Below are 24,271 nucleotides of genomic sequence, written 5' to 3'. Positions count from 1 at the left end.
AGGCGCTCGCCCCCGCAGTCGGTTGTCCACAGTCCGGGTGCGGTGCACCCGATCGGGCGCCCCTCCGTCCGCACGCCGTGCACCGTGCCTACCGCGCGCACCGGCACGCTCGTCCCACCGGGCCGCCGGTCCCGGTCGTCGTCGCCGGGTACGGCTACGGTGTGCACGTGACCAGCCCTGCCGACGACGTCCGGACCCCTTCCCCCTCAGGTACGCAGCACACCCTGCGCCACGGCGACCAGGTCGCCGTCGTCGCCTCGGTCGGCGCGAGCCTGCGCGAGTACCGCGTGGGCACGCGCGACGTGGTGCTCCCGTACTCCGAGGACGAGATCGCCCCCGCCTTCTCCGGCGCGGTGCTCGCCCCGTGGCCCAACCGCCTCGCGGACGGCCTGTACGGCTACGCCGGCGGGACCTACCAGGTGCCGATCACCGAGCCGGACCGCCTCACCGCGCTGCACGGCCTCGTCGGGTTCACGCCGTTCACGCCCGCGCAGGAGCCGACGGAGTCCGCCGTGACGCTCACGACGACGATCGTCCCCAACCCCGGCTACCCGTGGCCCGTCCGCATCGACGTCACCTACGCGCTGGCCGACGACGGCCTGACCGTCACGACGCGCGCGACGAACCTCGGCACGACGAGCGCGCCGTACGGCCTCGGGTTCCACCCGTGGCTCTCCCCCGGCGACGCGGCCGTCGACGAGTGCACGCTGCAGCTCGACGCGAGCCGGCACGTCACCGTCGACAACCGCCTGCTGCCCACGGGCGCGGAGGAGCTCGAGGGTCGCTTCGACCTGCGCGAGCCCCGGGCGCTGCGCGGTGTCGACCTGGACGACGCGTGGCTCACGCCCGTGCGCGACGAGGCCGGCCGCACGTGGGCGCGCCTGACCACGCCCGACGGCCGCACGACGGCCATGTGGGCCGACGAGTCGTTCGACGCGTGGCAGATCTGCACGGGCGACCACGTGCCCGGCATCCGGCGTCGCGGTGTCGCTGTCGAGCCCATGACCTGCATCGCGGACGCGTTCCGCACGGGCGACCTGCTGGTCGAGCTCGCGCCCGGCGCGACGCACGAGGCCCGCTGGGGCCTGCGGCTCGAGCAGTCCTGACCGGCTCCCGGCGGCGGCCGCCCGGCTGACGAGCGGCAGGTTGGTCAGCCGCGCGCCGCTGCCGGTCCGAGTGCGCGGGCGACGACGTCGGCCGCGACCTGCCCGAGCTCCGGGCTCGCGACGACGCCACCGAGGCGCCGGTTCGCCGCGCGCGCGACCCGGTCGACGACGCGCTCGACGGTGAGCCCGTTCCCGGTGCGGAGCAGCCAGATCCGCGTGCTGTCCCAGGCGGGGAACCCGCACCGGCCGGCGTGGTCGGCGTTCAGCCGGTAGACGTCGGCCACGTCCTCGTCGGACGCGACGCTGCGCCCCCTGTGCACGCCGTCGACCCACTCCTCCCAGTACCACGTCGACCGGTCGCGCACCCACGTGCGGTGCGTGCGCGGGAAGACGGCGGGCAGGAACGACCACACGGGCGCGTCGGGGGCGAGGGCCCAACCCTGGCCGACGAGCGTGAGCACCTCGGGCAGCTCGTCGCGCGTCTCGGGCACACGCGGGCCGTCCACGCTCAGCGGCGACGGCGGGTCGTCCCGCCAGCGGTCGTCAGCCGTAGTACTCGCCGTCGGCCTGGACGCCCTTGGTGTACTCCCAGTGCCAGCGCTCGAACGGGCCGGAGCCGCCCGGACGCGCCCAGGCCGGGTTCTCGAACCCGTACGTGCCGGCGTTCTCGTTGAGCCATGCCCAGCGCGCGCCGGTGGTCATCTGGCTGCAGAAGTCGATCGCCAGGCCCCAGCCGTGGTTGCTCTTGCCGGGGGCGGCCGCGAGCCCGCCGCGCTTCGCCTTGACGGCGTACTGCTCCTGCAGCGTGCGGTAGCCGGACGCAATGCACATGTCGGCGCCGAACCGCGCGACGTACACCGCGTTGAGCTCGGCGAGGGCCGAGGCCGCGTCGGCACGCATCTGCGTGTGCCCGTCCCACAGGGTGCACAGGTCCTCGCGGGCGAGCAGGCCGTTGGAGCCGGCGGCACGGGCGGAGGAGTCGCAGCCGGGGATCGGCTCGCGCGACCAGTCGCGGCTCGCGAGCTCCGCGCCGCGGGCGGCGAGGATCGCGTCGTCCACGGTGGACAGCGACGCGGGCGGCGAGTCGGACGACGACTGCCCGGTGAGCGCCAGCACCGTGCTCGGGAGCGTGCCGTGGTCGCTCGGCAGGCCGGAGAGGACCTCGGTGCTGCCGAACGTGCCGCGGCCGAGCGGCACGGCGACCGTGACCGCGGCGAGCGCGCCGACGACGCCGAAGCGGACCGCGTGGCGCGCGCTGCGGTTGAGCGCGCGCGTGCCGGTGTGCACCCGTACGACGCGGTCGCCGGCGGGGCGGGAGGCGGGACGGGCGGCCGGACGCGAGTCCGCGGGTCGCGTCTCGGCGGGTCGCGCCTCGGCGGGGCGAGCCTCGGACGCCGGGGCCTCGGCGGGACGCGTCTCGGCCGGGCGCTCGACGACGGGCTCGACCGTCTTCGTGGGCTCGGCGGGCGCGGACGCCGCCGTGAACGCCCACGACGGGCCGATCGGCGCGGCGGGTGCGGGAGCGGTGCGGTGCGACGCCTGCGCGGGCTCGTCGACGTCGTCGAGGACGGGCGCGGCCATGACGACCGTCTCGTCGAGCATGCGGGGCGCGACGGTCGATCGCGACGATGCCGCGGGCTGCGTGGCTGCGGGGTGAGCGGCGGCCGCGCGCTGCGCGGGGCGCTCGGGCTCCGCGACACGCAGGACACGCGCCGCGGGCGAGTGCTGCAGCGCGGTCGCGACGGGCTCGCGGGTGCCGAGCTCGTGCGCGGCGGCGACGAGCGCCTGGGCCGGGACGGCTCGTGACGCGCCGGGAGCCGCGGTCGCCGGAGCGGGGCGCGGTGCCGTCGGGGCCGGGCGTGCCTGCGCCGACTGGGCGCGCGTCGTCGGGATCGCGGACGTGGCCGCGGCGCGGGAGGCGGGTGCCGTCGTGTGCGCGAGGGGCCGGTGGTCGGTGGGGACCCAGCTGGGCGTGTGCGCGGCGGCGTCGGGGCCGACGCCGGTGCCGGGCGTGTCCGGTCCCGCGGAGACGCCGCGCGGGTCCCACGCGGAGTGCGCGACGCGCGGTGCGGAGGAGGCAGGAGAGGTGCGGGCGGTCGGGGTGGACAGGCGGGCCGCCTGCTCGCGCTCCGCGCGCTCGGCTGCGGCGCGCTCGGCCTCACGGATCTGCCGCCGCGTCAGGGGTGCCGCGGCGGCGGCGTGAGACTCGACCACAGCACCTCCCGGAAGCCTTCGGGTGCCCCGTGGGGCACCTCCTGCACGACTGTCGCCGGCCTGCAGGTCTGCCCCGTGCCCCGCATCGTCGCCGGCGATCACGAAACCATAACGGCTCACCCGCGCCCGTCCAAGCCCCTGGACGCCCGTCCAGTCGTTCGGACGAACGCGCTCCCACACCCGGGCGGACGACACGCCGCGCGACACGCCGTCGAAGGCGGGGCCGCGCGGCGCTCGTGTCCGGAACGGGCCGTCAAAGGCGGACATACCTCGCACCCGGCCCCGGTCATGTGAAGGTTTCGTGCGCGTCAGGACGCGGGCCGCTGCCGCAGCGCACCGCGCTGCATCGCGTCGCGGACCTCGCCGACGAGCTCCTCGAGGATGTCCTCGAGGAACACGACGCCCACGGCCCGCCCGTCGTCGTCGACCCGCGCCAGGTGCGCCCCCGTGCGCTGCATCGCCGCGAGCGTCTCCTCCACCTCGTCGTCCGGGGCGACCACCGCGAGCGCGCGCACGCGCCAGCGCGGCACGGGCTGCTCGCGGTCGTCGTCCTCGGCGTACAGGACGTCCTTGAGGTGCAGGTAGCCGACGAGCTCGCCGTCGTCGAGCACCGGGAACCGCGAGAACCCGGTGCGCGCGACGAGGTGCTCGACGTGCGCGGGCGTGGCGTCGGGGTCGACCGTGACGAGGGAGTCGTGGTCGACCATGACCTCCTGCGCGGTGCGCCCGGAGAACTCGATGGCGCCGGCGAGCAGGCCCTGCTCGTCGTCCAGGAGCCCCTCGGCCTGCGACCGCTCGACGATCGACTGCACCTCCTGCGCGGTGAACGCGGAGGACACCTCGTCCTTGGGCTCGACGCCGAACAGCCGCAGCACGTGGTTGGCGAGCCAGTTCAACGCGGCGATGAGCGGCCGCACGACGCGCGCGACCATCACGAGCGGCGGGCCGAACCACAGCACCGCGCGGTCGGGACCGGCCACGGCGAGGTTCTTGGGCACCATCTCGCCGAGCACGACGTGCAGGTAGACGACGATCAGCAGCGCGAGGACGAACGCCACGGGGTGCGCCCAGGAGGACGGCACGCCCAGGGCGTGCAGCGGGTCCTCGACGAGGTGCGCGATCGCGGGCTCCGCGACCACGCCGAGGCTCGTCGAGCACACGGTGATGCCGAGCTGCGCGCACGCGAGCATGAGCGACACGTGCTCCATGGCCCACAGCACGGTGCGCGCACGGCGGTCCCCCGCCTGCGCGCGCGGCTCGATCGACGAGCGCCGCGCGGAGATGATCGCGAACTCCGCGCCGACGAAGAACGCGTTCGCGGCGAGCAGCAGGACGGCGAGGACGAGGGCGACGGTGCTGTTCATCGGGCACCCCGCCCCTGCGACCCGCCGGCGGTGCCGGGCTCGTCGGGCTCGTCGTCGGGATCGGACCACACGTGCACGCGCTCGACGCGCCGCCCGGCCATCCGCTCGACCTCGAGGCGCACGTGACCGACGGCCACGACGTCCCCGACGTCCGGGATGCGGCCGAGGCGGGCCATGACGAGCCCGCCGAGGGTCTCGTACGGGCCGTCGTCGGGCACGACGAGGCCCGTCCGCTCGGTGAGCTCGTCGGGTCGCGTGACCCCGGGCAGGTGCCAGGTCCCGTCGGCCGAGCGCGCCACACCGGCACGCGTGCGGTCGTGCTCGTCGGCGACCTCGCCCACGAGCTCCTCGACGACGTCCTCGAGCGTCACCACGCCCGACGTGCCGCCGTACTCGTCGACGACGACCGCCATCTGCATGCCGTGCCCGCGCAGCTCGACGAGCAGCGGGCCGAGGTGCACGGTCTCGGGCACGCTCGGCGCGTCGTCCATGAGGGCCGCCGCAGGCACCTCGCCGCGCTTCTCGAACGGCACCGCGACCGCGCGCCGCAGGTGCACGAGCCCGACGATGTCGTCGCTGTCCTCCCCGAGCACCGGGAACCGCGAGTGCCCCGTGCGCCGCGCGAGCGCGACGACGTCGAGCGCGGAGTCCCCGCGCCGCACGGCGACCATGCGCTGGCGGTCGGTCATCACGTCGACCGCGGTGAGCGTCTCGAACTCGAGCGAGTTGGTCAGCAGGCGCGCGGTCGACTGCTCGAGCGTGCCGACCTCCGCGGAGCGGCGCACGAGCGCGGCGAGCTCCGACGGCGACCGGCCGCCGGAGAGCTCCTCACGCGGCTCGACGCCCATGCGGCGCAGCAGCCAGTTGGCGCTGCCGTTGAAGAACGCGATCACCGGCCGCAGCGCGCGCGTGAAGCCGCGCTGCAGCGGCGCCACGGCGCGCGCGGTCGCGAGCGGGTTGGCGATCGCGAAGTTCTTGGGGATGAGCTCGCCGACGAGCATCGAGAACCCGTTGACGACGACGACCGCGAGCACGACCGCGACCGCTGTCGCGGCCGCGGTGCTCAGCAGGCCGTCGCCCAGCCACCCCGAGAACAGGGTCTGCACCGCGGGCTGCGTGGTGTAGCCGAGCAGGACGGTCGTCGCGGTGATGCCCACCTGCGCGCCCGACAGCTCGGTCGACAGCCCGCGCAGCGCCTTGAGGACGGACTGCCCGCGGCGGTCGTCGGGACGTGTCTGCTTGTCGACCACGCCCGGGTCGAGCGTCACGAGCGAGAACTCGCCCGCGACGAACAGCGCCGTCCCGAGCGTGAGCACGACGCCGAGGACGACGAGCAGCCACTCGGTCAGCACGTGCGACCCCGGCGGGGGGCGTGCCGTCGGGAGCCGCGGCAGGTGCCGGGCGCGACGACGTGGTGGGAGTGCCGCGCGCGGGCGGCACCGGGTCTCAGGTGGGGGCCGGCATCGTCGGACCCCGACGCCGCCTGCTCCGCGTGTGCGGACTGCCGGTGCTCGACCGGTGCAGGGGCGGGGGTGGGACGCCGGCAGCTACTTGAGCTGCTCATAGTGGCGACATCATACGGTGCCGTCCGTCGCGTGCCGAGGCACGCAGCCCGGCCCGCTGTGCCACTCTGGGCACATGACGACGCTGGGGACTGCGAGCAGCGCGGCGGCGAAGGCCGCACCGACGAAGGTGCTGGTCGTCGAGGACGAGCCGGCGATCGCGCAGGCGATCGTGCGGCGCCTGTCGGCCGAGGGCTGGAGCGTCGAGGCGGTCGGCGACGGGCTCGCCGGCGTCGAGGCCGCGGCACGGCTCGTGCCCGACGTGATCGTGCTCGACGTCATGCTGCCGGGCATCGACGGGCTCGAGGTCTGCCGGCGCGTGCAGGCCGCGCGGCCCGTTCCCGTCCTCATGCTGACGGCGCGCGACGACGAGACCGACATGCTCATCGGGCTCGGCGTGGGCGCCGACGACTACATGACCAAGCCGTTCTCGATGCGCGAGCTCGTGGCGCGCACCAAGGCGCTGCTGCGGCGCACCGAGCGCGCGGCGCGCGTGGTGGAGCTGCAGGCGGCCGACGCGCCCGCCCCACCGCTCGTGATCGGCGACGTGACCGTCGACAAGGCGCAGCGGCGCGTGCTGCGGCACGGCGACGAGGTGCACCTGACGCCGACCGAGTTCGACCTGCTCGTCGCACTCGCGTCCTCGCCGCGCACGGTTCTGACGCGCGAGCGTCTGCTCGCCGAGGTGTGGGACTGGGTCGACGCGAGCGGCACCCGCACGGTCGACTCGCACGTCAAGGCGCTGCGCCGCAAGCTCGGCGCGGACCTCATCCGCACGGTGCACGGCGTGGGCTACGCGTTCGAGCCCGCGGACGGGACGACGACGGGCGACGCCGAGGGCAGTGCGTCCGAGGGCAGTGCGTCCGAGGGCAGTGCGTCCGAGGGCAGTGGCGCCTGACGCGATGAGCAGCGCGCGCGCCGCGGCGCGGCCGAACCCCCGGCACGGCCGCGGGGCCGCCGTGCGGTCCCGCCTGCCCGACGTGCGCCCGCTCGACCGGTTCCGGTCCATCAAGATCAAGCTGGGCGTGCTGGTGGCGGCGACGGTGACGCTCGCGTCGTTCATCACGTGGATCGGCCTGTCCTACGAGCTCGGGCCGTCGCGCACGTTCCCCCTGGCGATCGCCATCTCGCTGGTCCTCACCCAGGTCCTGGCGCGCGGCATGACGTCACCGCTGCGCGAGATGACGCACGCGGCCCGGCGGATGGCGGCGGGCGACTACACGCAGCGCGTGCGCGCGACGAGCGCCGACGAGGTGGGCCAGCTCGCCGAGGCGTTCAACACGATGGCCGACGACCTGCAGCAGTCGGACACGTTCCGCCGCGAGCTCGTCGCGAACGTGTCGCACGAGCTGCGCACGCCCGTGACCGCGCTGCAGGCCGAGCTGGAGAACATCGTCGACGGCGTGACGCCCGCGGACCCGGCGACGATGGAGGCGGCGCTCGCGCAGACCGAGCGGCTGGGCCGGCTGGTCGCGAACCTGCTGGACCTGTCGCGGCTCGAGGCGGGCGACGTGCCGCTGCAGCTCACCGAGCTGCGGCTCGACGACTTCCTGCGGGAGGCAGCCGACGCCGCGGCGCTCGTCGGCGGGTCGAAGAACCTGCGGTTCGTGGTCGACGTGGAGCCCGGGGACCTCACGGTCGAGGGCGACCCGGAGCGCCTGCACCAGGTGGTCGCGAACCTGCTGCACAACGCGGTGCGGCACTCGCCGCACGACGACGAGGTGCGGTTGGTGGCCCGCCGGGTGGGCACGGACGTGCAGATCGACGTCGTGGACCACGGGCCGGGGATCGCGCGGGAGCAGCGCGCGCACGTGTTCGAGCGGTTCGTGCGCGGCAACACGCCCGCGGTCGGACAGGTGTCGACGGGGGGCACGGGACTGGGCCTGGCGATCGTGCGCTGGGCGGTCGAGCTGCACGGCGGGACGATCGAGGTGGCGGACGTCGCGGACGGCTGCACGATGCGCGTGACGCTGCCGGGCGGGCGACCCGCGGGCGGAAACACATTGTTCTACCGCAACTAGAACTGTAGGTTGACACCATGCAGCCAGCCCCGACGAGCGGACCCACGACCTCCGACGACGACCGGACGGTCCGCGTCGAGCACCTCACCAAGACCTTCGGCTCCGGACCGCAGGCGGTGCGCGCGGTCGACGACCTCAGCTTCGAGGTGCGGCCCGGCCGCGTGACCGGATTCCTCGGCCCCAACGGCGCCGGCAAGACGACGACCCTGCGCACGCTGCTGGGCCTCGTGGCACCGACGAGCGGCACCGCGACCGTCGGCGGGCGCCGGTACGTCGAGCTCGAGCGCCCCGCGCACGTCGTCGGCGCCGCGCTGGAGGCCGCGAGCTTCCACCCCGGCCGCACGGCGCGTGACCACCTGCGCGTGTTCGCGCCGCAGGTCGGGGTGCCCGACGCGCGCGCCGACGAGGTCCTCGCGCTCGTCGGCCTGTCCGCGGTCGCGAACCGCCGCGTCGGCGGGTTCTCGCTCGGCATGCGCCAGCGCCTCGCGCTCGCCACCACGCTCCTGGGCGACCCGCCCGTCCTGCTGCTCGACGAGCCCGCCAACGGGCTCGACCCCGAGGGCATCGCGTGGCTGCGCGGGTTCCTGCGCGCGCTCGCGCACGAGGGCCGGACCGTGCTGGTGTCGAGCCACGTGCTGTCGGAGGTCGAGCAGACCGTCGACGACGTCGTCATCATCGCGCGCGGCCGACTCGTGCACGCCTCGCCGCTCGGCGACCTCGCGCGCCTCGCGCGGCGCCGCGTCGAGGTCGTCTCCCCCGACGCGGCCGCGCTCGACGCGCTCGTCGCGGACCAGGGCTGGGAGGTCGAGGAGGTCCGGCGCGACGACGCCGGCGCCGCCTACCGGCTCCTCGACGTCGAGACGCCCGCAGTCGGCGCCGCCGCGTTCGCCGCGGGCGTCGAGCTGCACGGACTCCATGGCCGCGACGTCGGCCTCGAGGACGTGTTCCTCCAGCTCACGGCACCACCACCGGGAGCGACGGACGACCAGCCCGGGACGCCCGCGCCCGCTCACCTGGACGGGGCCGCCTGATGCGCGCCGCGGTGGTCGCCGAGTACCGCAAGCTCGTCACGACGCGCCTGTGGTGGATCCTCCTGCTGACGATGGTCGTCTACATGGCGTTCCTCGCCGGGGCGATGGGCTGGGTGCTGAGCCAGGGCCAGGCGGAGGGGCCCTCGGGCGAGGACGTCACGTTCACACCCGAGGAGGTCGTGCGCACCGTCTACACGATCGCGGTGTCGCTCGGGTACGTGTTCCCGCTCGTCGTCGGAGGCCTGTCGTACCCGTCGGAGGTGCGGCACAGCACGCTCACGCCGACCTACCTGTCCGAGCCGCGCCGTGGCGTGGTCCTCGGCGCGAAGCTCGTCTCGGGCGGTCTGCTCGGGCTCGTCTACGGCGTGGCGGGCACGCTCGCGTGCGTCGCCGCGGGCGGCGGCGTGCTCGCGCTCCTGGGCGAGCCGACGTTCCTGGGCGAGGCGAGCACGTGGCGCACGCTCGGCCTGTCGACCGTCGCCCTCGCGTTGTGGGCGCTGCTCGGCGTGGCGGTCGGGACGGTCGTCACCAGCCAGGTCGCGGTGGTCGTCGGCGCGCTCGCGTTCACGCAGTTCGTCGAGCCGATCGCGCGCATCGCGCTGGGCGCGACCTCGTGGGGTGCGGACGTCGCGGCCTACCTGCCGGGCGCGGCCGGCGAGGCCGTCTCGGGCGGGTCGTTCTACGCGTCGACGGGCATGACCGGCGGCCTGCTCTCGTGGTGGCAGGGCCTGCTGGTGATGGTCGCGTACGTCGCGGTCCTGTCGCTGGTCGGGCGCCTCACGACGCTGCGCCGCGACATCACCTGAGCCGCCCGCGGGCCGCCGCCGCGCGGGCCGCGGAGTGCACATCGGACACCGGTCCGCATCGTGAGATCCGGACGATCGACGTGGTGCGATTCACCCTGACGGACCACCCCGTCCGACGTGACCCGCACCAGGGTCCGCGCCTACCCGCGCAAGGGTCGCGAACGGCGATCCTTCGCCTCCACGAGGCGCGACCTTGCCCTGGGCGACGGCCGCTCATTGCTCGTCGTTGACCTGCGGGTCGGCGGCGTGCGAGGACCCCGCGCGGGCGAGCCCACGACCGCGGCCCCCTGACGGGCCGAAGGTCCCGGAACCCGTAATGTTGTCATCGACAGAACCGGCGACGACGCGGTCCTGCGGGGCCGCAGCGGAAGTGGGCGATCCTCGCGTGTCCCAGAAGGCGGAGCCTGACTCGATGCGTGCCGTATTCGGCGCCAACGAGTGGCTCGTGGACGAGCTGTACGAGCAGTACCTCCAGGACAAGAACGCGGTCGACCCCGCGTGGTGGGACTTCTTCGAGGGCTACAAGCCCGGTGAGAGGTCGGACGAGCGTCCGGCGGCGAACGGTGTGACGGGCAACGGCGGGACGACCGCCACGGCACCGCCCGCCGACGGGGCGTTCCAGCCCGCGGCGCCCGCCCCCGCGCAGGCCCCCGCGCAGCCGTCGGCGCAGGCCGCCGCGCAGGCGTCGGCGCAGGCCGCCGCGCAGGCCGCCGCCCGCGCCGTGCCCGCGCAGCCGGCCCCTGCCGACGGCGCCTCGCCCGTCGCGACGGCCCAGCCCGCGACCGCGCCGTACGCGGCCGTCGCGCAGAAGCCGTCGCGCGACGAGGGCCCCGAGGCCACCGACGACGTGCAGCGCCTGCGCGGCCCGGCCGCGCGCGTCGTCACCAACATGGAGTCCTCGCTCGAGGTCCCGACCGCCACCTCGGTGCGCGCCGTGCCGGCCAAGCTCATGGTGGACAACCGCATCGTCGTGAACAACCACCTGCAGCGTGGCCGCGGCGGCAAGATCTCGTTCACGCACCTCATCGGGTACGCCCTGGTCGAGGCGCTCAAGGACATGCCCGCGATGAACGCGGCGTACACGCTCGTCGACGGCAAGCCCGGCGTCACGCAGCCCGCGCACGTCAACCTCGGCCTCGCGATCGACCTCGCCAAGCCGGACGGCACGCGCCAGCTCCTGGTGCCGTCGATCAAGAAGGCCGAGACGCTCGACTTCGCGCAGTTCTGGAGCGCGTACGAGGACGTCGTGCGGCGCGCCCGCGGCGGCAAGCTCACGGTCGACGACTTCGCGGGCACGACGATCTCGCTGACCAACCCCGGCACCATCGGCACGGTCCACTCGGTGCCGCGCCTCATGCAGGGCCAGGGCGCGATCATCGGCGTCGGCGCGATGGAGTACCCCGCGGAGTTCCAGGGCACGTCCGACGACCGGCTCAACGAGCTCGGCGTCTCGCGCGTGCTCACGATCACCAGCACGTACGACCACCGGATCATCCAGGGCGCGCAGTCGGGCGACTTCCTGCGCATCCTGTCGAAGAAGCTCCTCGGCGAGGACGGCTTCTACGACCGCGTGTTCGCGGCGCTGCGCGTCCCGTACGAGCCCGTGCGCTGGGTGCGCGACACGCCGAGCGACCCCGACGCCGAGGGCGCGAAGCCCGCGCGCATCGCCGAGCTCATCCACGCGTACCGCTCGCGCGGGCACCTCATGGCGGACACCGACCCGCTCGCCTACCGCCAGCGCAAGCACCCGGACCTGGACATCCAGAACCACGGCCTGACGCTGTGGGACCTGGACCGCACGTTCCCGACGGGCGGGTTCACGGGCAAGTCGCGCGCGACGCTGCGCGACGTCCTCGGCCTGCTGCGTGACTCGTACTGCCGCACCACGGGCATCGAGTACATGCACCTGCAGGACCCGCGCCAGCGCCGCTGGCTGCAGGAGCGGCTCGAGTCCGGCTGGGCGCGCACGCCGCGTGAGGACCAGCTGCGCGTGCTGCGCCGCCTCAACGCCGCCGAGGCGTTCGAGACGTTCCTGCAGACGAAGTACGTGGGCCAGAAGCGGTTCTCGCTCGAGGGCGGCGAGTCGGTCATCCCGCTGCTCGACGCGATCCTGTCGCGTGCGGCGGACAGCGGTCTCGACGAGGTCGCGATCGGCATGGCGCACCGCGGGCGCCTCAACGTGCTCGCCAACATCGCGGGCAAGTCGTACGCGCAGATCTTCAGCGAGTTCGAGGGCAACCAGGACCCGAAGTCGGTCCAGGGCTCGGGCGACGTGAAGTACCACCTCGGCACCGAGGGCGTGTTCACGGCCGAGTCGGGGGCGACGACGAAGGTGTACCTCGCCGCGAACCCGTCGCACCTCGAGGCGGTCGACCCGGTGCTCGAGGGCATCGTGCGCGCCAAGCAGGACCGCATCGACCTGGGTGGCGACGGGTTCTCCGTGCTGCCGATCCTCGTGCACGGCGACGCGGCGTTCGCGGGGCAGGGCGTGGTCTTCGAGACGCTCAACCTCGCGCAGCTGCGCGGGTACCGCACGGGCGGCACGATCCACGTCATCATCAACAACCAGGTCGGGTTCACCACCGGCCCGTCGTCGTCGCGCTCGTCGCAGTACGCGACCGACGTGGTCAAGGGCCTGCAGGTGCCGGTGTTCCACGTGAACGGCGACGACCCCGAGGCCGTCGTGCGCGCCGCGGAGCTCGCGTTCGAGTACCGCGAGCAGTTCGACCGCGACGTCGTGATCGACATGCTGTGCTACCGCCGCCGCGGTCACAACGAGGGCGACGACCCGTCGATGACGCAGCCGCTCATGTACAACCTCATCGAGGCGAAGCGCTCGGTGCGCAAGCTGTACACCGAGACGCTCGTGGCGCGCGGCGACATCACGATCGACGAGGCCGAGCAGGCGCTGCGCGACTACCAGTCGCAGCTCGAGCGCGTGTTCGCCGAGACGCGCGAGGACGGCTGGGCGCCGCCGGCGCCGTCGACCGAGTCGGTCGCGGGCCTCGAGCGCCCCGAGTCGCAGCTCGAGGACGCGGGCGTCATGGTCGGCTGGCAGACGGCCGTCCCGGCGTCGGTGCTCGAACGGATCGGGCGCGCGCACGTGCGGCCGCCGGAGGGCTTCACGGTCCACCCGAAGCTCCAGCAGCTGCTCGAGAAGCGCGAGCAGATGTCGCGCGACGGCGGGATCGACTGGGGCTTCGGCGAGATCCTCGCGTTCGGCTCGCTGCTCATCGAGGGCACGCCCGTGCGCCTCGCGGGCCAGGACTCGCGCCGCGGCACCTTCGTGCAGCGTCACGCGGTGCTGCACGACCGCGAGACCGGTGCGGAGTGGACGCCGCTGCTGTACCTGTCGGGCGACCAGGCGAAGTTCTGGGTGTACGACTCGTCGCTGTCGGAGTACGCGTGCCTGGGCTTCGAGTACGGCTACTCGGTCGAGCGTCCGGACGCGCTCGTGCTGTGGGAGGCGCAGTTCGGCGACTTCGTCAACGGCGCGCAGACCGTGATCGACGAGTTCATCTCGTCGGCCGAGCAGAAGTGGGCGCAGCGCTCGTCGGTCGTGCTGCTGCTCCCCCACGGCTACGAGGGCCAGGGGCCGGACCACTCCTCGGCGCGCATCGAACGGTTCCTGCAGCTCGCCGCGCAGGAGAACATGGTCATCGCGCAGCCGTCGACGCCCGCGTCGTACTTCCACCTGCTGCGCCGCCAGGCGTACAACCGTCCCCGCAAGCCGCTCGTGGTGTTCACGCCGAAGTCGATGCTCCGCCTGAAGTCGGCGTCGTCGGCCGTCGAGGACTTCACGACCGGCACGTGGCGGCCCGCGGTGCGCGACGAGCTCGCCGAGGCCAAGGCCGGGCAGGTCACGCGCGTGCTCCTGTGCTCGGGCAAGGTCTACTGGGACCTGCTCGCGCACCGCGTGAAGTCGGGCGACGAGCAGACCGCGATCGTCCGGCTCGAGCAGCTCTACCCGCTCGACGAGGCGTCGATCTCCGCGGCGCTCGCGCCGTTCGACGGCGCCGAGCTCGTGTGGGTCCAGGACGAGCCGCACAACCAGGGCCCGTGGCCGTACCTGTCGATGCACCTGCCCCCGCTGCTGGGCCGCCCGCTGCGTGGGGTGTCCCGCCCCGAGTCGGCGTCGCCGGCGACGGGTACCGCCAAGAAGCACCAGGCGCAGCAGGCGACGCTCATCGAGCAGGCGTTCGCTCGCTGACGCAGCAGGTACGACGAGAGCCCCGTCCCTCCACGTGAGGGGCGGGGCTCTCGTCGTGGTGTCGACGGCGCGGGCTCAGGCGACGTCCTCGTCGGCGACGTCGTCGCACGCGGCGTCGTCGCGGCACGCGAACGTGCGGCGGTACGCCTGCGGGCTCGTGCCGAGCGACCGCGAGAAGTGGTGCCGCAGCACGGCCGCGCTGCCGAACCCGGCGACGCGCGCGATCTCGTCGACGCTCGCGTCGGTGCGCTCGAGCAGCTCCTGCGCGCGGGCGAGGCGCTGGCGCGTGAGCCACGCGGCGGGCGTCGTACCGGTCTCGGCGCGGAACCGCCGCGCGAACGTGCGCTCGGACATGAGCGCGCGGGCTGCGAGCGCGGGGACGGTGTGCTCCTCGTCGAGGTGGTCGACGAGCCAGGCGAGCAGCGGTGCGAGCGTGTCGGCCTCGCACGGCAGCGGCGTGTCGACGTACTGCGCCTGTCCCCCGTCGCGGTGCGGGGGCACGACCATGCGCCGCGCGATCGTGGCGGCGGCCGCGGCGCCGAGCTCGCGGCGCACGAGGTAGAGGCCCGCGTCGATGCCGGCCGCGGTGCCCGCGGAGGTGAGCACGCGGTCGTCGTCGACGTAGAGCACGGACGGGTCGACGCGCGCGTCGGGGTACTGCCGGGCGAGCTCGGCGGCGTGCATCCAGTGCGTGGTGCAGGCCCGCCCGTCGAGCAGACCTGCCTCGCCGAGCGCGAACGCGCCGCTGCAGATCGACAGGATCCACGCGCCGCGGGCGTGCGCGGCGCGCAGCGCGTCGAGCACGGGTTCGGGCGCGGGCGCGGGCTCGGCGCCGTACGCGGGGACGACGACGAGGTCGGCGTCCTGCGTGGCGGTCAGGTCGTGGTCGACGACGAGCCCGAACGCGCCGCCCTTGACGCTCACGGGCCCGGGCTCGAGCGCGCAGACGCGGAAGTCGAAGGACGGGCCGCCGGTGTCGGAGCGGTCGATGCCGAAGACCTCGCAGGCCACGCCGAGCTCGAACGGCGCGACGTTGGGCAGGAGCACGGCGGTCACGGTGCGGAGCATGGGCCATTCTGGTCAGGGAGTTGGCGGAAGATCAATGCCTACCGGCAGATCTGCCACTGTCGGGCAGATGTTCTACGGGCGCAGACTTTCTGCCATGACCTTCTTCCTCGTGCTGCTGGTGGCGCTGGCCGTCTGGACGGCGATCCGCCTCGCGTTCCTGCTCCGCCGCGACGGCCTCGGCTCGCGGCGTCCCCCGGCGTCCCGGGCCTCGTGGTCCGACGCCGCACACGGCCTGCCCAGCCACCCGTTCTGACCCGGTTCGCCCGCGACCACGCCCACAGGTCCGCGACTCGCCCGCCGTTCTCGTCGTGCCACGCCTCCCGCGCTGGGAGGATGAGCGCCGGCACGACGGACAGGAGGACCCGTGGGAGAGCTACGTCTCGTGGTGATCGGCGACGAGCTCGTCGCGGGCGCCGGCGACCCCAAGTCGCTCGGCTGGGTGGGGCGCGTCGCCGCCCGCACCCGCACCGACGACCGACTCACGGTCCTGACCCTCGCCGTCCCCGGCGAGACGACGACCGAGCTCGGGCAGCGCTGGGAGGACGAGGTCGCGCGCCGGCTCGTGCCCGACGTCGACACCCGCCTCGTCATCGGCCTGGGCCGCTCCGACCTCGGCGCAGGCCTGTCGCTCGCGCGCAGCCGCCTCAACCTCGCCAACGTGCTCGACGTCGCCGAGCAGCGGCGGCTGCCCGCGTTCGTCGTCGGCCCGCCGCCCGGTGCCGCGGCGGACGGCGACCGCCTCGCGGAGCTGTCGGGCGCGTTCGGCGACGTCGCGACGCGCCGGCGCGTGCCCTACGTCGACACGTACACGCCGCTCGCCGCGCACGAGCAGTGGCTCGCCGACCTGGCCGCGGGCGACGGGCTGCTGCCCGGGCAGGCCGGGTACGGGCTCATGGCCTGGCTCGTCCTGCACACGGGCTGGCACACCTGGCTCGGGCTCCCCGACGACGCGGCCTGACGCGACCAGCGCGAGCGTCAGGAGCAGCAGCGGTGCCGACCGCCACGCGGGGAGCACGGCCGGACCTCAGCGCAGCGTCGAACGCACGGCGGCCAACGCGCTGTCGAGCACGGTGCGCATCGTGTCGACCGTGAGCCGCTCGACCTGACCCGCCGCGTCCGCGCGCCGCAGCTCGGCCCGCACCTCGTCGCGGAACCGCGACAGGAGCTGCTCGGCCTCGACCCGGTGCACGTGCGAGGACGCGTGCGGGTCCGGGTGCGGTGCGTGCACCGCCTGGTCGCGCGCCTGCTGCGCGGCCGCCGCGAGGTCCGCACGCAGCCCGTGCATCGCCCCGCGCACGTCGTCGCGCACCTGCGACGCGCGCTCGCGCACCGTCTCGGCGATGCCCTGCTCGAGGTCCGCGAGGTCACCGCGCCGAGCCTGGAGCTCCGCGTACCCGGCCTCCGTGAGCGCGTACGTGCTCTTGCGCTCCTCGTCGTACCGGGTGACCAGGCCCTCCTCCTCGAGGCGGGCGAGGCGCGGGTAGATCGTCCCGGCGCTCGGGCGGTACGTGCCGCCGAACCGGTCCGAGAGCGCCGTGATGAGCTCGTAGCCGTGCTTGGGCCCCGACTCGAGCAGCGCCAGCAGGTACAGGCGCAGCTGGCCGTGCGCGAACACCGGCGCCATCATCGGGCCGCCTCGCCCCGCAGCACCGTCACGTGCCCGCTCACGGTGCTCGCCGAGACGTAGCACGCGCCGTCGCCGGTCGCGAGGTCCACGCGCCGCTGCCCGACGGACCCGCCCTTGTGCTCCTCGCCGTCGACGACGAGCCGGCCCGAGACGGAGTGCGCCTTGACGTGCAGCCCCTTGCCCTCGGGCAGCCGCACCGTCACGTCGCCGGAGACCGTCGTCGCCGTCACGGACGACGAACCCGTGGTCACGTCGAGCGACAGCGCGCCCGAGACCGTGTTGGCCTGCACGAGCGACAGCTCGCCGGAGGCGGCGAGCTCGCCCGAGACCGAGTTGAGCTTGATCGGTCCGCCGTGGTCGCGCACGACGACCTCGCCCGAGACCGTGTTGGCCGAGAGGCGGCCGCGTGTGCCGTCGGTGACGAGCGAGCCGGAGACCGTCGAGACCGACGAGTCCTCGAGCACGCCCACCAGCAGGCCGTCGGCGCTGACCGTGCCGAGCTTGGTGGCGACGGATCGCGGGATGGCGATGTGCACGTCGGCACGGTCCTTGTCGCGGAAGTTGCGGAACTTCTCCAGGAAGCCGTCCCACCCCGTGAGCGTGAAGCTGTAGCCGAGGCGGAGCTCGCCGTCGGACAGCCCGATCTCGAGCGGGCGACCGTCGACCGAGTGCACCTCGATGCGCGCGCCGGGCTCGTCGTGGGCGACGACGTCGACGCGCCCCCCGACGAGCTGCACGCGCAAGGACGTGATCTGCTCGACCTCGATGATCTGCGGGCCGGCGACGACCCAGGACTCGGTGGCCATGTCTCTCCCCCATCGCGATATGTCTTGTCGTGGAGTCACGCTATATCGCGTTCGCGCGAGGGTCAAGACATATCGCGTTCGGGGTGAAGGTCGTTCACATTCGGTCCGACTCGAGGGAACCCCATGAGCGAGCGACGCCCGACCCCGGCGCAGCACGGCACCGCGTCGACCGACGCCCGGCCCGCCCCCCGTACCGCGTCCCGCCCGTGGGCCGCCGCCCCCGCGCGCGGGCCGGGTTCGTGGTACTCGCCCTGTCCGCGCTCGCGATCGCGCTGGTCTCGATCGCCACCTACGCCCAGGGGTCGCTGCGCGCACTGGCCGACGAGGACGCCGGCCTGGCCTCCACGTACGCGGACGAGTCCGCGCTCGTCCAGGGTGCGTTCTTCGTGCACGTCGCGACCGCGGCGTTCGCGCTGGTCGCCGGGGTCCCCCAGCTCTCCGCCCGGCTGCGCCGCCGCGCCCCGCGCGGGCACCGCGTGCTCGGCCGCGCCTACGTCGTCGCGGTCGCCGTCGGCGCCGTGTCGTCGTGGGTCATGCTCCCCGCCAACAGCGCCGGGCTCGCCGGCGTGTTCGGGTTCGGCACGCTCGCCGTCCTGTGGGTGGGCTCCGGCGGGCGCGCGCTGGCCGCGATCCGCCGGGGCGACGTCGCGAGCCACGAGGCCTGGATGCTGCGCACCTACGCGCTCACGTTCGCCGCGGTCACGCTGCGCACGTGGACCGGCCTGCTGATCGCAGTGCAGCTCCCCGGCGCCGGACCCGACCCCGACGTCGAGGCGCTGTTCGCGAACGCGTGCGGACCGGTGCCATTCCTGTGCTGGGTGCCGAACCTCGTGGTCGCCGAGTGGCTCATCCGCCGTCGCGGGCTGCCGGCCTACCGGCTCGTCACCGCGGCCGCCCCCGCACGCACCGCCGGGGTCCCGGCCGTCGCCGCACCGGTCCCGTGACGCGTCAGGTGACGATCCCGGGCGCTCGCAGCTCGACCGTCAAGCCGTGCTCTGTCGAGAAGCGGCACCCCGTACGATCTCGCGTCGTGACCGCCCGTCAGGAGTTCCTGCGTGTCCAGGTGACCTACCGCGGACGTCTCGGCGTCCAGGCAGGCGTTCTCGACGCCGTCGACCACCTGCGCCGCGCCGGGGTTCTGTCGGCATCGCAGGAGGCGACGTACCTCGATGTCGCAGACTGGTTCATCGCGCACCTGCCCGACCCCGGCTTCGACGCCGACGGCAACGGCAACGGCAACGGCAACGGCAACGGCAACGGCAACACCATCGGCGCGATCACGTGGTTCAAGACGCCGATCCCCGAGGCGACGCAGGAGCGTGTCGACGAGCTGTGCGGCATCCTGCGCGCTCACGGCGTCCCGTTCGACGTCGTCCGCACACGTGAGCCCGGTGCCGTGGTCTACGAGGACCAGTTCCAGGTCGGCGTGATCCCGCCCGAGCGCCAGAACCCGACGCCCTCGCCCACCGGTCTTGTGCAGACGCCGACGACGGCGGGTCCTCAGCGGGCGGTCGCGGCGTCGGCGATCCGGCACGTGCTCTTCGACGCCGACGGCGTGCTCCAGCTCGAGCCCGACGTGGGCTGGTACGGCGCCATGGAACCGTATGTCGGGGATCGCGCTCGCGAGCTGCTGCACCGCGCGTGGGAGTCCGAGAAGCCGCTGCTCGCCGGCGCCGGAGGTGCGTACCTGCCGTACCTCGAGGCGATCCTCGGCGAGTTCGGTGTGACGGCGCCGACGGAGCAGGTGTATGCCGACGTCTGGCTCCGGATCGAACGCGTCCCGGCGACCTTCGACATCGTCGAGGCGCTGCGCCGCAACGGGTACGGCGTCCACCTCGGTACGAACCAGGAGCGCGAACGAGGGGAGCACATGCGCACGGCCCTCGGGTACGACGCGGTGTTCGACGTCAGCTGCTACTCCTACGACCTCGGCGTCATCAAGCCTGACGCGAGGTTCTTCGTCGAGGCATCCCGGCGCATCGGCGCGCCGCCTGCGTCGATCCTGTTCATCGACGACACGCTCGCCAACGTCGAGGCCGCGCGCACGGCGGGCATGACCGCGGTCCGCTGGGCGGTCGGCGAGGGCCACGACGCGCTGCTGGACCGCCTCGCTGCGCACGGGGTCGACGGGCGGCACACGGCGGCAAGCACATCGACGTCCTGAGGCCCTCGGTCGCGCGGAGCCGCCGCGCAGACTGCGTGCAGCGTCAGGAGACGATCCCCGCAGCCCGCAGCTCGACCGTCAGGTCGTGCGGGCTCGAGGACGCACCGATGGCCTCCTCGTACGTGATGTCGCCGTCGCGCACCATACGGAACAGGTGCTGGTCGAACGTCTGCATCTTGTAGTAGTCGCCCTCGCGGATCAGGTCCACCAGCGGCGGGCTGTTCTGCGGGTCGAGGATCGCCTCGGCCGTGCGGCCCGTGTTGACCATGACCTCGACCGCGGCGCGCCGGCCCGAGCCGTCCGACTTGCGCACCAGACGCTGCGACACGACACCGCGCAGCGCCTGCGACAGCGCGACACGCACCTGCTTCTGCTCGTGCAGCGGGAAGAAGTCGACGATGCGGTTGATCGTCTCGGGCGCGTCGATCGTGTGCAGCGTCGAGAGCACCAGGTGACCGGTCTCGGCCGCGGACAGCGCCGCGCGCACCGTCTCGATGTCACGCATCTCGCCGACGAGGATGACGTCGGGGTCCTGACGCATCGCGGCACGCAGCGCGACCGTGAAGTCCGCCGTGTCCTGACGCACCTCGCGCTGCGACACGATCGCCTTCTTGTCCTGGTGCAGGATCTCGATCGGGTCCTCGATCGTGACGATGTTGACCTCGCGGTAGCTGTTGATGAGGTCCACCATCGACGCGAGCGTCGTCGTCTTGCCCGACCCCGTCGGGCCGGTCACGAGCACGAGGCCGCGCGGCTCGAGCGCGAGCTCCCCCACGACCTCCGGGATGCCGAGCTCGCCCAGCGGCTGCGCACCCACCGCGACGCGCCGGAACACCAGGCCGTACGTGCCGCGCGCCTGGTACGCGTTGACGCGGAACCGACCCACTCCCGACAGCGAGTACGCGAAGTCCGCCTCGTGCGACTCCCGGAACGCCTGCACGAGGTCGTCGGGAAGGACCTCCTCGAGCATCGCCTCGGTGTCCCGCGGCGTGAGGTCGGGCACCTGCAGCTTGCGCAGGCGGCCGTCGACCCGCACCCGCGGGGCGGAGCCGACCTTGCAGTGCAGGTCGGAGCCGCCCGTGCTGGCCAGGGCGTGCAGGAACGGGATGACGGACTGCGTGGGCGCGCTCACGAGGGATGTCATCGGCCCGCCGCGCGAGCGACTTGAGAGGTACGCACCTTCCCGCACCGCGGACGCCGCCCACGTGCGCCCGCGCGTCCACCGAGTGCGCACCCGTCCGGGAGGGGTCGCCAGGTGTGGGACGATGGCATGCAACTCCGCGACCGAGGCCGACGAAGGGAAGCCCCATGAGCAAGCGTGGCCGCAAGCGCCGCTCCCGCGCCGGGAGCGCGGCGAACCACGGCAAGCGCCCCAACGCCTGAGCGCACGCTCAGCAGGGTCGCCGCCGACGCACCCGTACGAAGGCCCCGCACACCGTCCAGGTGGCGGGGCCTTCGTCGTGCGTGACGTCCCTCGTCCGGGACCGCTCAGGCCTGCGTGATGCGGATCGTCGTGAGCGTCGCGTGGATGCGCGCGCGCAGCTCGGCCGGCGCCTGGTCCTCCTGCTGCCAGCAGCGACGCACGAGCTTCTTCACGACGAGCTCGACGTCGTGCTCGCTCAGGCACCCCGAGCAGCCCTCGAGGTGCGCCTTGACGCGCTCCGCCTCGACGGGCTCCAGCTCGGAGTCCAGGTAGGCCCACAGCTCCGAGACCGCCTCGTCGCAGTCGCAGCCCGTGGCCGACACCCGCGGCTCGGTCCAGTCGCTCCCGGTCATCACTCGCCCTCCTTCGACGAGCCGTGCGCGGCGGGCACGAGCCCGCGCTCCCGCGCGTAGTCCGCGAGCAGCTCGCGCAGCTGACCGCGGCCACGGTGCAGGCGGGACATCACGGTCCCGATCGGCGTCCCCATGATCTCGGCGATCTCCTTGTACGCGAAGCCCTCGACGTCCGCGAGGTAGACCGCGATCCGGAACTCCTCCGGGATGCGCTGCAACGCGTCCTTGACGTCCGAGTCCGGCAGGTGGTCCAGCGCCTCGGCCTCTGCCGAGCGCAGCCCGGCCGAGGTGTGCGAGGCCGCGCGCGCCAGCTGCCAGTCCTCGATCTCCTCGGCGTGCGACTGCTGCGGCTCGCGCTGCTTCTTGCGGTAGGTGTTGATGTACGTGTTGGTGAGGATCCGGTACAGCCAGGCCTTGAGGTTGGTCCCCGGCTTGTACTGGTGGAACGCCGCGAACGCCTTGGTGAACGTCTCCTGGACCAGGTCCTCCGCGTCGGCGGGGTTGCGCGTCATGCGCAGCGCCGCGCCGTACAGCTGGTCGAGGTAGACGAGCGCCTCCTGCTCGAACCGCGCGGCGCGCGCGGCCTCGTCCTCCGCGTCGGGCGCGCGGGACCCGCCCGCGGGCATCGGCTCGATGACCGGCTCGATCATCGACTCGGCGTCGGGGCTCGTGGCGCCGACCGGCTGGGGGTCGGGCGTGTCGTCGCTCATCGGGGCCGAGCCTATGCCCGCCACCCGTGCGTCACCGGACGAGGGTCGCGGTACGGACAGCGCCGCCACCAGGTCGACGAGGGCACCGACCAGGCCGCGGCCCGTTCCGGTGCACGCGGACGTCCCGCCGTGGGGGTCGACGACGACCGCTGGGGTGGGCCCCGGTGCGGGCTCCGTGGCGGGCTCGGCGACACACGTCATGTCAGGGCGCAACACGCGCGGGCGGCGCTCGATTCCCGCGCGCAGTAGCGTGAGGCCAACCGCCGACCGTCGGAAGGGGTCCCCCCGTGCTGCTTCGCCGGATCGCCCGCCCGCTGTTCGCCTCGTGGTTCCTGACCGAGGGCATCGACGCGCTGCGCTCCCCCGCACCGCACGTCGCCGCGGCGCGGGCAGCGGTCGACCGCGTCGAGAGCGCGGCACCGAGCGCGCGCGTCGACCTGACGGACGAGCAGCTCACCGCCTTGGTCCGCGCGCACGGGGCGGCGGTCGCGCTGGCCGCGCTCGCGCTGGCGGTCGGCAAGGCGCCGCGCACGGCCGCGCTCGCGCTCGCGGGGCTCACGGCGCCGCTCGTCCTGGTGAACCTGCCGGACCGCGCCGAGCGGACGCCGCACCAGAAGAAGGCGCGCCGGGACCGCCTGGTCCGCTCGCTGGCGTTCGCCGCGGGCGCCGTGCTCGTCGCCGCCGACCGCGAGGGCCGCCCCGGCCTGCGCTGGCGCCTCGAGGACGCGCACGAGCGCCGGGTGGCCGCCAAGGCGGACGAGGACTGACCCAGAGGTCGCACCGGTACCCGGGCGATCGGGCCCACCGCCGAGTCACGACGACGACGGAGGCGCCGCCCGCACGGCACGGGGCCAGCGGACGGCGCGTCGCCGTCAGGACGTCACTGCGCGGTCACGGGTCACTGCGCGCGAGCCGTGAGCACCACCTCGTCGCCGACCGTGACGCGCACGTCGGCGAGCCGGATGCCGGCGGGCAGCTCGGACACCAGGTCGAACCGGCGCCCGTCGTAGCGCTCCACGCGGCTGCGCGCCGCGACCAGGAGGGCCGCGACCACGGGGTTGCGGCTCGTGACGCGCACGTCGCGCAGCGTGACGCCCAGCGCGTCGTCGACGACGGCCGTCATGCCGGCCTCGACGGTCGCCGACAGCAGCGCCTTCTTCACCTGCGCCTCGACGGTGACCGCGACGCCGTTGCCGCCCGCCGGCGCGAGGTCGACGTCGAGCCGGGCGAGCTTCAGGCCGTTGGCGGCCGCGAGCTGGGCCGCGACGCGCTCGGCGGCGGCCTGGATCGCGTGCGCGGGGATCGCCAGGCGCGCGGACCCGGTGACGGGGCTCGACGCGTCGGGCTCGACCCACGCGAGGCCGAGGGCCCCGTCGGCGGTCTCGACCCACTCGAACGGCACGCCCGCGGCCTCGACCACGACGTCGACCGCGGCACCCACGACCGTCACCGGGTGCGCCTCGACGCGCAGCTTGCCGACGGTGCCGCGCTCGCGCGTGGCGGGAGCGAGCGCGGGCGCCGACGCGCGCGACGCGCGCGCCTCACGCGGCGAGACCGTGACGCCCGTGAGGTCGACGTCGAGCGTCGGGACGTCCGCGCCCGCGACGCTCGCGGTCACGCGCAGGTGGTCGGCGGACGCGGGCTCGACGCCCGCGGACGTGGTCAGCGCGGTGCGCAGCCGCGCGCTCAGGTCGTCGTCCGCGGTGGGACGAGGGGCGGGGCCGAGGGGCAGGATGTCCGGATTCTGCGTGTTCACGGCGTGAGCCTAGACCGTCCGCGCCGCTGCGCGTGACTAGCCTGGGCGCC

Annotated in this window: 23 protein-coding genes; 12 read left to right on the top strand and 11 right to left on the bottom strand. The window is 74.1% G+C overall.

Annotation, left to right across the window (positions count from 1 at the left end; genetic code table 11):
* Positions 1-167: 167 nt before the first annotated feature.
* The gene (locus tag F1D97_RS08570) at positions 168-1,106 is read left to right on the top strand and encodes an aldose 1-epimerase family protein (RefSeq protein ID WP_236123399.1); all 939 of its coding nucleotides are present in this window, start codon (positions 168-170) and stop codon (positions 1,104-1,106) included.
* Positions 1,107-1,150: 44 nt separating this feature from the next.
* On the opposite strand, the gene F1D97_RS08565 is transcribed toward F1D97_RS08570, so the two are convergent.
* The 4 genes from F1D97_RS08565 to F1D97_RS08550 all read right to left on the bottom strand — a co-directional run bounded on the left by F1D97_RS08565 (position 1,151) and on the right by F1D97_RS08550 (position 6,036).
* Positions 1,151-1,597, bottom strand: coding sequence for a hypothetical protein (locus F1D97_RS08565; protein WP_236123398.1), 447 nt, complete (start codon positions 1,595-1,597; stop codon positions 1,151-1,153).
* A gap of 52 nt (positions 1,598-1,649) precedes the next feature.
* Positions 1,650-3,320, bottom strand: coding sequence for a M15 family metallopeptidase (locus F1D97_RS08560; protein WP_236123397.1), 1,671 nt, complete (start codon positions 3,318-3,320; stop codon positions 1,650-1,652).
* A gap of 308 nt (positions 3,321-3,628) precedes the next feature.
* On the bottom strand, positions 3,629-4,684 hold the full coding sequence (locus F1D97_RS08555) for a hemolysin family protein (RefSeq protein WP_236123396.1): 1,056 nt from the start codon (positions 4,682-4,684) through the stop codon (positions 3,629-3,631).
* Complete coding sequence (locus F1D97_RS08550; RefSeq protein ID WP_236123395.1) at positions 4,681-6,036, bottom strand: hemolysin family protein; 1,356 nt, start codon at positions 6,034-6,036, stop codon at positions 4,681-4,683. The genes F1D97_RS08555 and F1D97_RS08550 overlap by 4 nt, the downstream gene beginning before the upstream one ends.
* A 286-nt stretch (positions 6,037-6,322) precedes the next feature.
* On the opposite strand from F1D97_RS08550, the gene F1D97_RS08545 reads away from it, so the two are divergent.
* From F1D97_RS08545 to F1D97_RS08525, 5 genes are all read left to right on the top strand, one after another.
* Positions 6,323-7,144 carry a response regulator transcription factor gene (locus tag F1D97_RS08545; RefSeq protein ID WP_236123394.1) on the top strand — a complete coding sequence of 274 codons (822 nt, stop codon included), beginning with the start codon at positions 6,323-6,325 and terminating at the stop codon, positions 7,142-7,144.
* A gap of 4 nt (positions 7,145-7,148) precedes the next feature.
* Positions 7,149-8,267, top strand: coding sequence for a sensor histidine kinase (locus tag F1D97_RS08540; protein ID WP_236123393.1), 1,119 nt, complete (start codon positions 7,149-7,151; stop codon positions 8,265-8,267).
* Positions 8,268-8,284: 17 nt separating this feature from the next.
* Entirely contained in the window at positions 8,285-9,298 is a 1,014-nt protein-coding gene (locus F1D97_RS08535) for an ATP-binding cassette domain-containing protein (protein ID WP_236123392.1), read from the top strand.
* Positions 9,298-10,104 (top strand): ABC transporter permease, encoded by an 807-nt coding sequence (locus tag F1D97_RS08530; RefSeq protein ID WP_236123391.1) that lies wholly within the window; start codon positions 9,298-9,300, stop codon positions 10,102-10,104. The genes F1D97_RS08535 and F1D97_RS08530 overlap by 1 nt, the downstream gene beginning before the upstream one ends.
* Positions 10,105-10,516: 412 nt before the next feature.
* Positions 10,517-14,314 carry a multifunctional oxoglutarate decarboxylase/oxoglutarate dehydrogenase thiamine pyrophosphate-binding subunit/dihydrolipoyllysine-residue succinyltransferase subunit gene (locus F1D97_RS08525; RefSeq protein WP_236123390.1) on the top strand — a complete coding sequence of 1,266 codons (3,798 nt, stop codon included), beginning with the start codon at positions 10,517-10,519 and terminating at the stop codon, positions 14,312-14,314.
* Positions 14,315-14,389: 75 nt separating this feature from the next.
* Here F1D97_RS08525 and F1D97_RS08520 read toward each other — a convergent pair whose 3' ends face one another.
* Positions 14,390-15,382, bottom strand: a complete 993-nt coding sequence (locus F1D97_RS08520; protein WP_236123389.1) for a GlxA family transcriptional regulator — start codon at positions 15,380-15,382, stop codon at positions 14,390-14,392.
* A 94-nt stretch (positions 15,383-15,476) separates the two neighbouring features.
* Here F1D97_RS08520 and F1D97_RS08515 point away from each other — a divergent pair, with 94 nt between their 5' ends.
* Both F1D97_RS08515 and F1D97_RS08510 read left to right on the top strand, forming a co-directional pair.
* A complete protein-coding gene (locus tag F1D97_RS08515; RefSeq protein WP_236123388.1) occupies positions 15,477-15,635 on the top strand; it encodes a hypothetical protein in 159 nt (52 codons plus the stop codon).
* A 111-nt stretch (positions 15,636-15,746) separates the two neighbouring features.
* Positions 15,747-16,340: a GDSL-type esterase/lipase family protein gene (locus tag F1D97_RS08510; protein ID WP_236123387.1), complete on the top strand. Its 594-nt coding sequence runs from the start codon at positions 15,747-15,749 to the stop codon at positions 16,338-16,340.
* Positions 16,341-16,406: 66 nt separating this feature from the next.
* Here the strand turns inward: F1D97_RS08510 and F1D97_RS08505 are convergent, their stop codons facing one another.
* On the bottom strand, positions 16,407-17,009 hold the full coding sequence (locus tag F1D97_RS08505; protein WP_236123386.1) for a PadR family transcriptional regulator: 603 nt from the start codon (positions 17,007-17,009) through the stop codon (positions 16,407-16,409).
* Positions 17,006-17,815 carry a DUF4097 family beta strand repeat-containing protein gene (locus F1D97_RS08500; RefSeq protein ID WP_236123385.1) on the bottom strand — a complete coding sequence of 270 codons (810 nt, stop codon included), beginning with the start codon at positions 17,813-17,815 and terminating at the stop codon, positions 17,006-17,008. Before F1D97_RS08500 ends, F1D97_RS08505 begins: the two co-directional genes overlap by 4 nt.
* A gap of 239 nt (positions 17,816-18,054) precedes the next feature.
* On the opposite strand from F1D97_RS08500, the gene F1D97_RS08495 reads away from it, so the two are divergent.
* Both F1D97_RS08495 and F1D97_RS08490 read left to right on the top strand, forming a co-directional pair.
* Positions 18,055-18,759, top strand: a complete 705-nt coding sequence (locus F1D97_RS08495) for a DUF2306 domain-containing protein (protein WP_236123384.1) — start codon at positions 18,055-18,057, stop codon at positions 18,757-18,759.
* On the top strand, positions 18,756-19,979 hold the full coding sequence (locus F1D97_RS08490) for an HAD family hydrolase (protein ID WP_236123383.1): 1,224 nt from the start codon (positions 18,756-18,758) through the stop codon (positions 19,977-19,979). Before F1D97_RS08495 ends, F1D97_RS08490 begins: the two co-directional genes overlap by 4 nt.
* 43 nt (positions 19,980-20,022) lie before the next feature.
* Here the strand turns inward: F1D97_RS08490 and F1D97_RS08485 are convergent, their stop codons facing one another.
* Positions 20,023-21,111 (bottom strand): type IV pilus twitching motility protein PilT, encoded by a 1,089-nt coding sequence (locus tag F1D97_RS08485; protein ID WP_236123382.1) that lies wholly within the window; start codon positions 21,109-21,111, stop codon positions 20,023-20,025.
* A gap of 176 nt (positions 21,112-21,287) precedes the next feature.
* On the opposite strand from F1D97_RS08485, the gene F1D97_RS17545 reads away from it, so the two are divergent.
* Complete coding sequence (locus F1D97_RS17545) at positions 21,288-21,362, top strand: 50S ribosomal protein bL37 (RefSeq protein WP_118766687.1); 75 nt, start codon at positions 21,288-21,290, stop codon at positions 21,360-21,362.
* A gap of 105 nt (positions 21,363-21,467) precedes the next feature.
* Here the strand turns inward: F1D97_RS17545 and rsrA are convergent, their stop codons facing one another.
* Positions 21,468-21,755: a mycothiol system anti-sigma-R factor gene (gene rsrA / locus F1D97_RS08480; RefSeq protein ID WP_236123381.1), complete on the bottom strand. Its 288-nt coding sequence runs from the start codon at positions 21,753-21,755 to the stop codon at positions 21,468-21,470.
* Positions 21,755-22,666 carry a sigma-70 family RNA polymerase sigma factor gene (locus tag F1D97_RS08475; RefSeq protein ID WP_396022587.1) on the bottom strand — a complete coding sequence of 304 codons (912 nt, stop codon included), beginning with the start codon at positions 22,664-22,666 and terminating at the stop codon, positions 21,755-21,757. The genes rsrA and F1D97_RS08475 overlap by 1 nt, the downstream gene beginning before the upstream one ends.
* Positions 22,667-22,752: 86 nt before the next feature.
* On the opposite strand from F1D97_RS08475, the gene F1D97_RS08470 reads away from it, so the two are divergent.
* Complete coding sequence (locus F1D97_RS08470) at positions 22,753-23,232, top strand: DoxX family membrane protein (protein ID WP_236123380.1); 480 nt, start codon at positions 22,753-22,755, stop codon at positions 23,230-23,232.
* A gap of 131 nt (positions 23,233-23,363) precedes the next feature.
* Here the strand turns inward: F1D97_RS08470 and F1D97_RS08465 are convergent, their stop codons facing one another.
* Positions 23,364-24,221 carry a hypothetical protein gene (locus F1D97_RS08465; RefSeq protein WP_236123379.1) on the bottom strand — a complete coding sequence of 286 codons (858 nt, stop codon included), beginning with the start codon at positions 24,219-24,221 and terminating at the stop codon, positions 23,364-23,366.
* Between the last annotated feature and the right edge of the window lie 50 nt (positions 24,222-24,271).

Source organism: Cellulomonas palmilytica (genome assembly GCF_021590045.1).
Taxonomy (GTDB): Bacteria; Actinomycetota; Actinomycetes; order Actinomycetales; family Cellulomonadaceae; genus Cellulomonas; species Cellulomonas palmilytica.
Note: the sequence above shows the minus strand (reverse complement) of the source record. Positions and strands in the feature narration are given on the sequence as shown.

Excerpts from the sequence above, each read along its gene's own strand:
- F1D97_RS08555 (WP_236123396.1), bottom strand. The coding sequence starts at position 4,684 with ATGAACAGCACCGTCGCCCTCGTCCTCGCCGTCCTGCTGCTCGCCGCG.
- F1D97_RS08545 (WP_236123394.1), top strand. The coding sequence starts at position 6,323 with ATGACGACGCTGGGGACTGCGAGCAGCGCGGCGGCGAAGGCCGCACCG.
- F1D97_RS08540 (WP_236123393.1), top strand. The coding sequence starts at position 7,149 with ATGAGCAGCGCGCGCGCCGCGGCGCGGCCGAACCCCCGGCACGGCCGC.
- F1D97_RS08535 (WP_236123392.1), top strand. The coding sequence starts at position 8,285 with ATGCAGCCAGCCCCGACGAGCGGACCCACGACCTCCGACGACGACCGG.
- F1D97_RS08530 (WP_236123391.1), top strand. The coding sequence starts at position 9,298 with ATGCGCGCCGCGGTGGTCGCCGAGTACCGCAAGCTCGTCACGACGCGC.
- F1D97_RS08525 (WP_236123390.1), top strand. The coding sequence starts at position 10,517 with ATGCGTGCCGTATTCGGCGCCAACGAGTGGCTCGTGGACGAGCTGTAC.
- F1D97_RS08520 (WP_236123389.1), bottom strand. The coding sequence starts at position 15,382 with ATGCTCCGCACCGTGACCGCCGTGCTCCTGCCCAACGTCGCGCCGTTC.
- F1D97_RS08515 (WP_236123388.1), top strand. The coding sequence starts at position 15,477 with ATGACCTTCTTCCTCGTGCTGCTGGTGGCGCTGGCCGTCTGGACGGCG.
- F1D97_RS08505 (WP_236123386.1), bottom strand. The coding sequence starts at position 17,009 with ATGATGGCGCCGGTGTTCGCGCACGGCCAGCTGCGCCTGTACCTGCTG.
- F1D97_RS08500 (WP_236123385.1), bottom strand. The coding sequence starts at position 17,815 with ATGGCCACCGAGTCCTGGGTCGTCGCCGGCCCGCAGATCATCGAGGTC.
- rsrA (WP_236123381.1), bottom strand. The coding sequence starts at position 21,755 with ATGACCGGGAGCGACTGGACCGAGCCGCGGGTGTCGGCCACGGGCTGC.
- F1D97_RS08475 (WP_396022587.1), bottom strand. The coding sequence starts at position 22,666 with ATGACGTGTGTCGCCGAGCCCGCCACGGAGCCCGCACCGGGGCCCACC.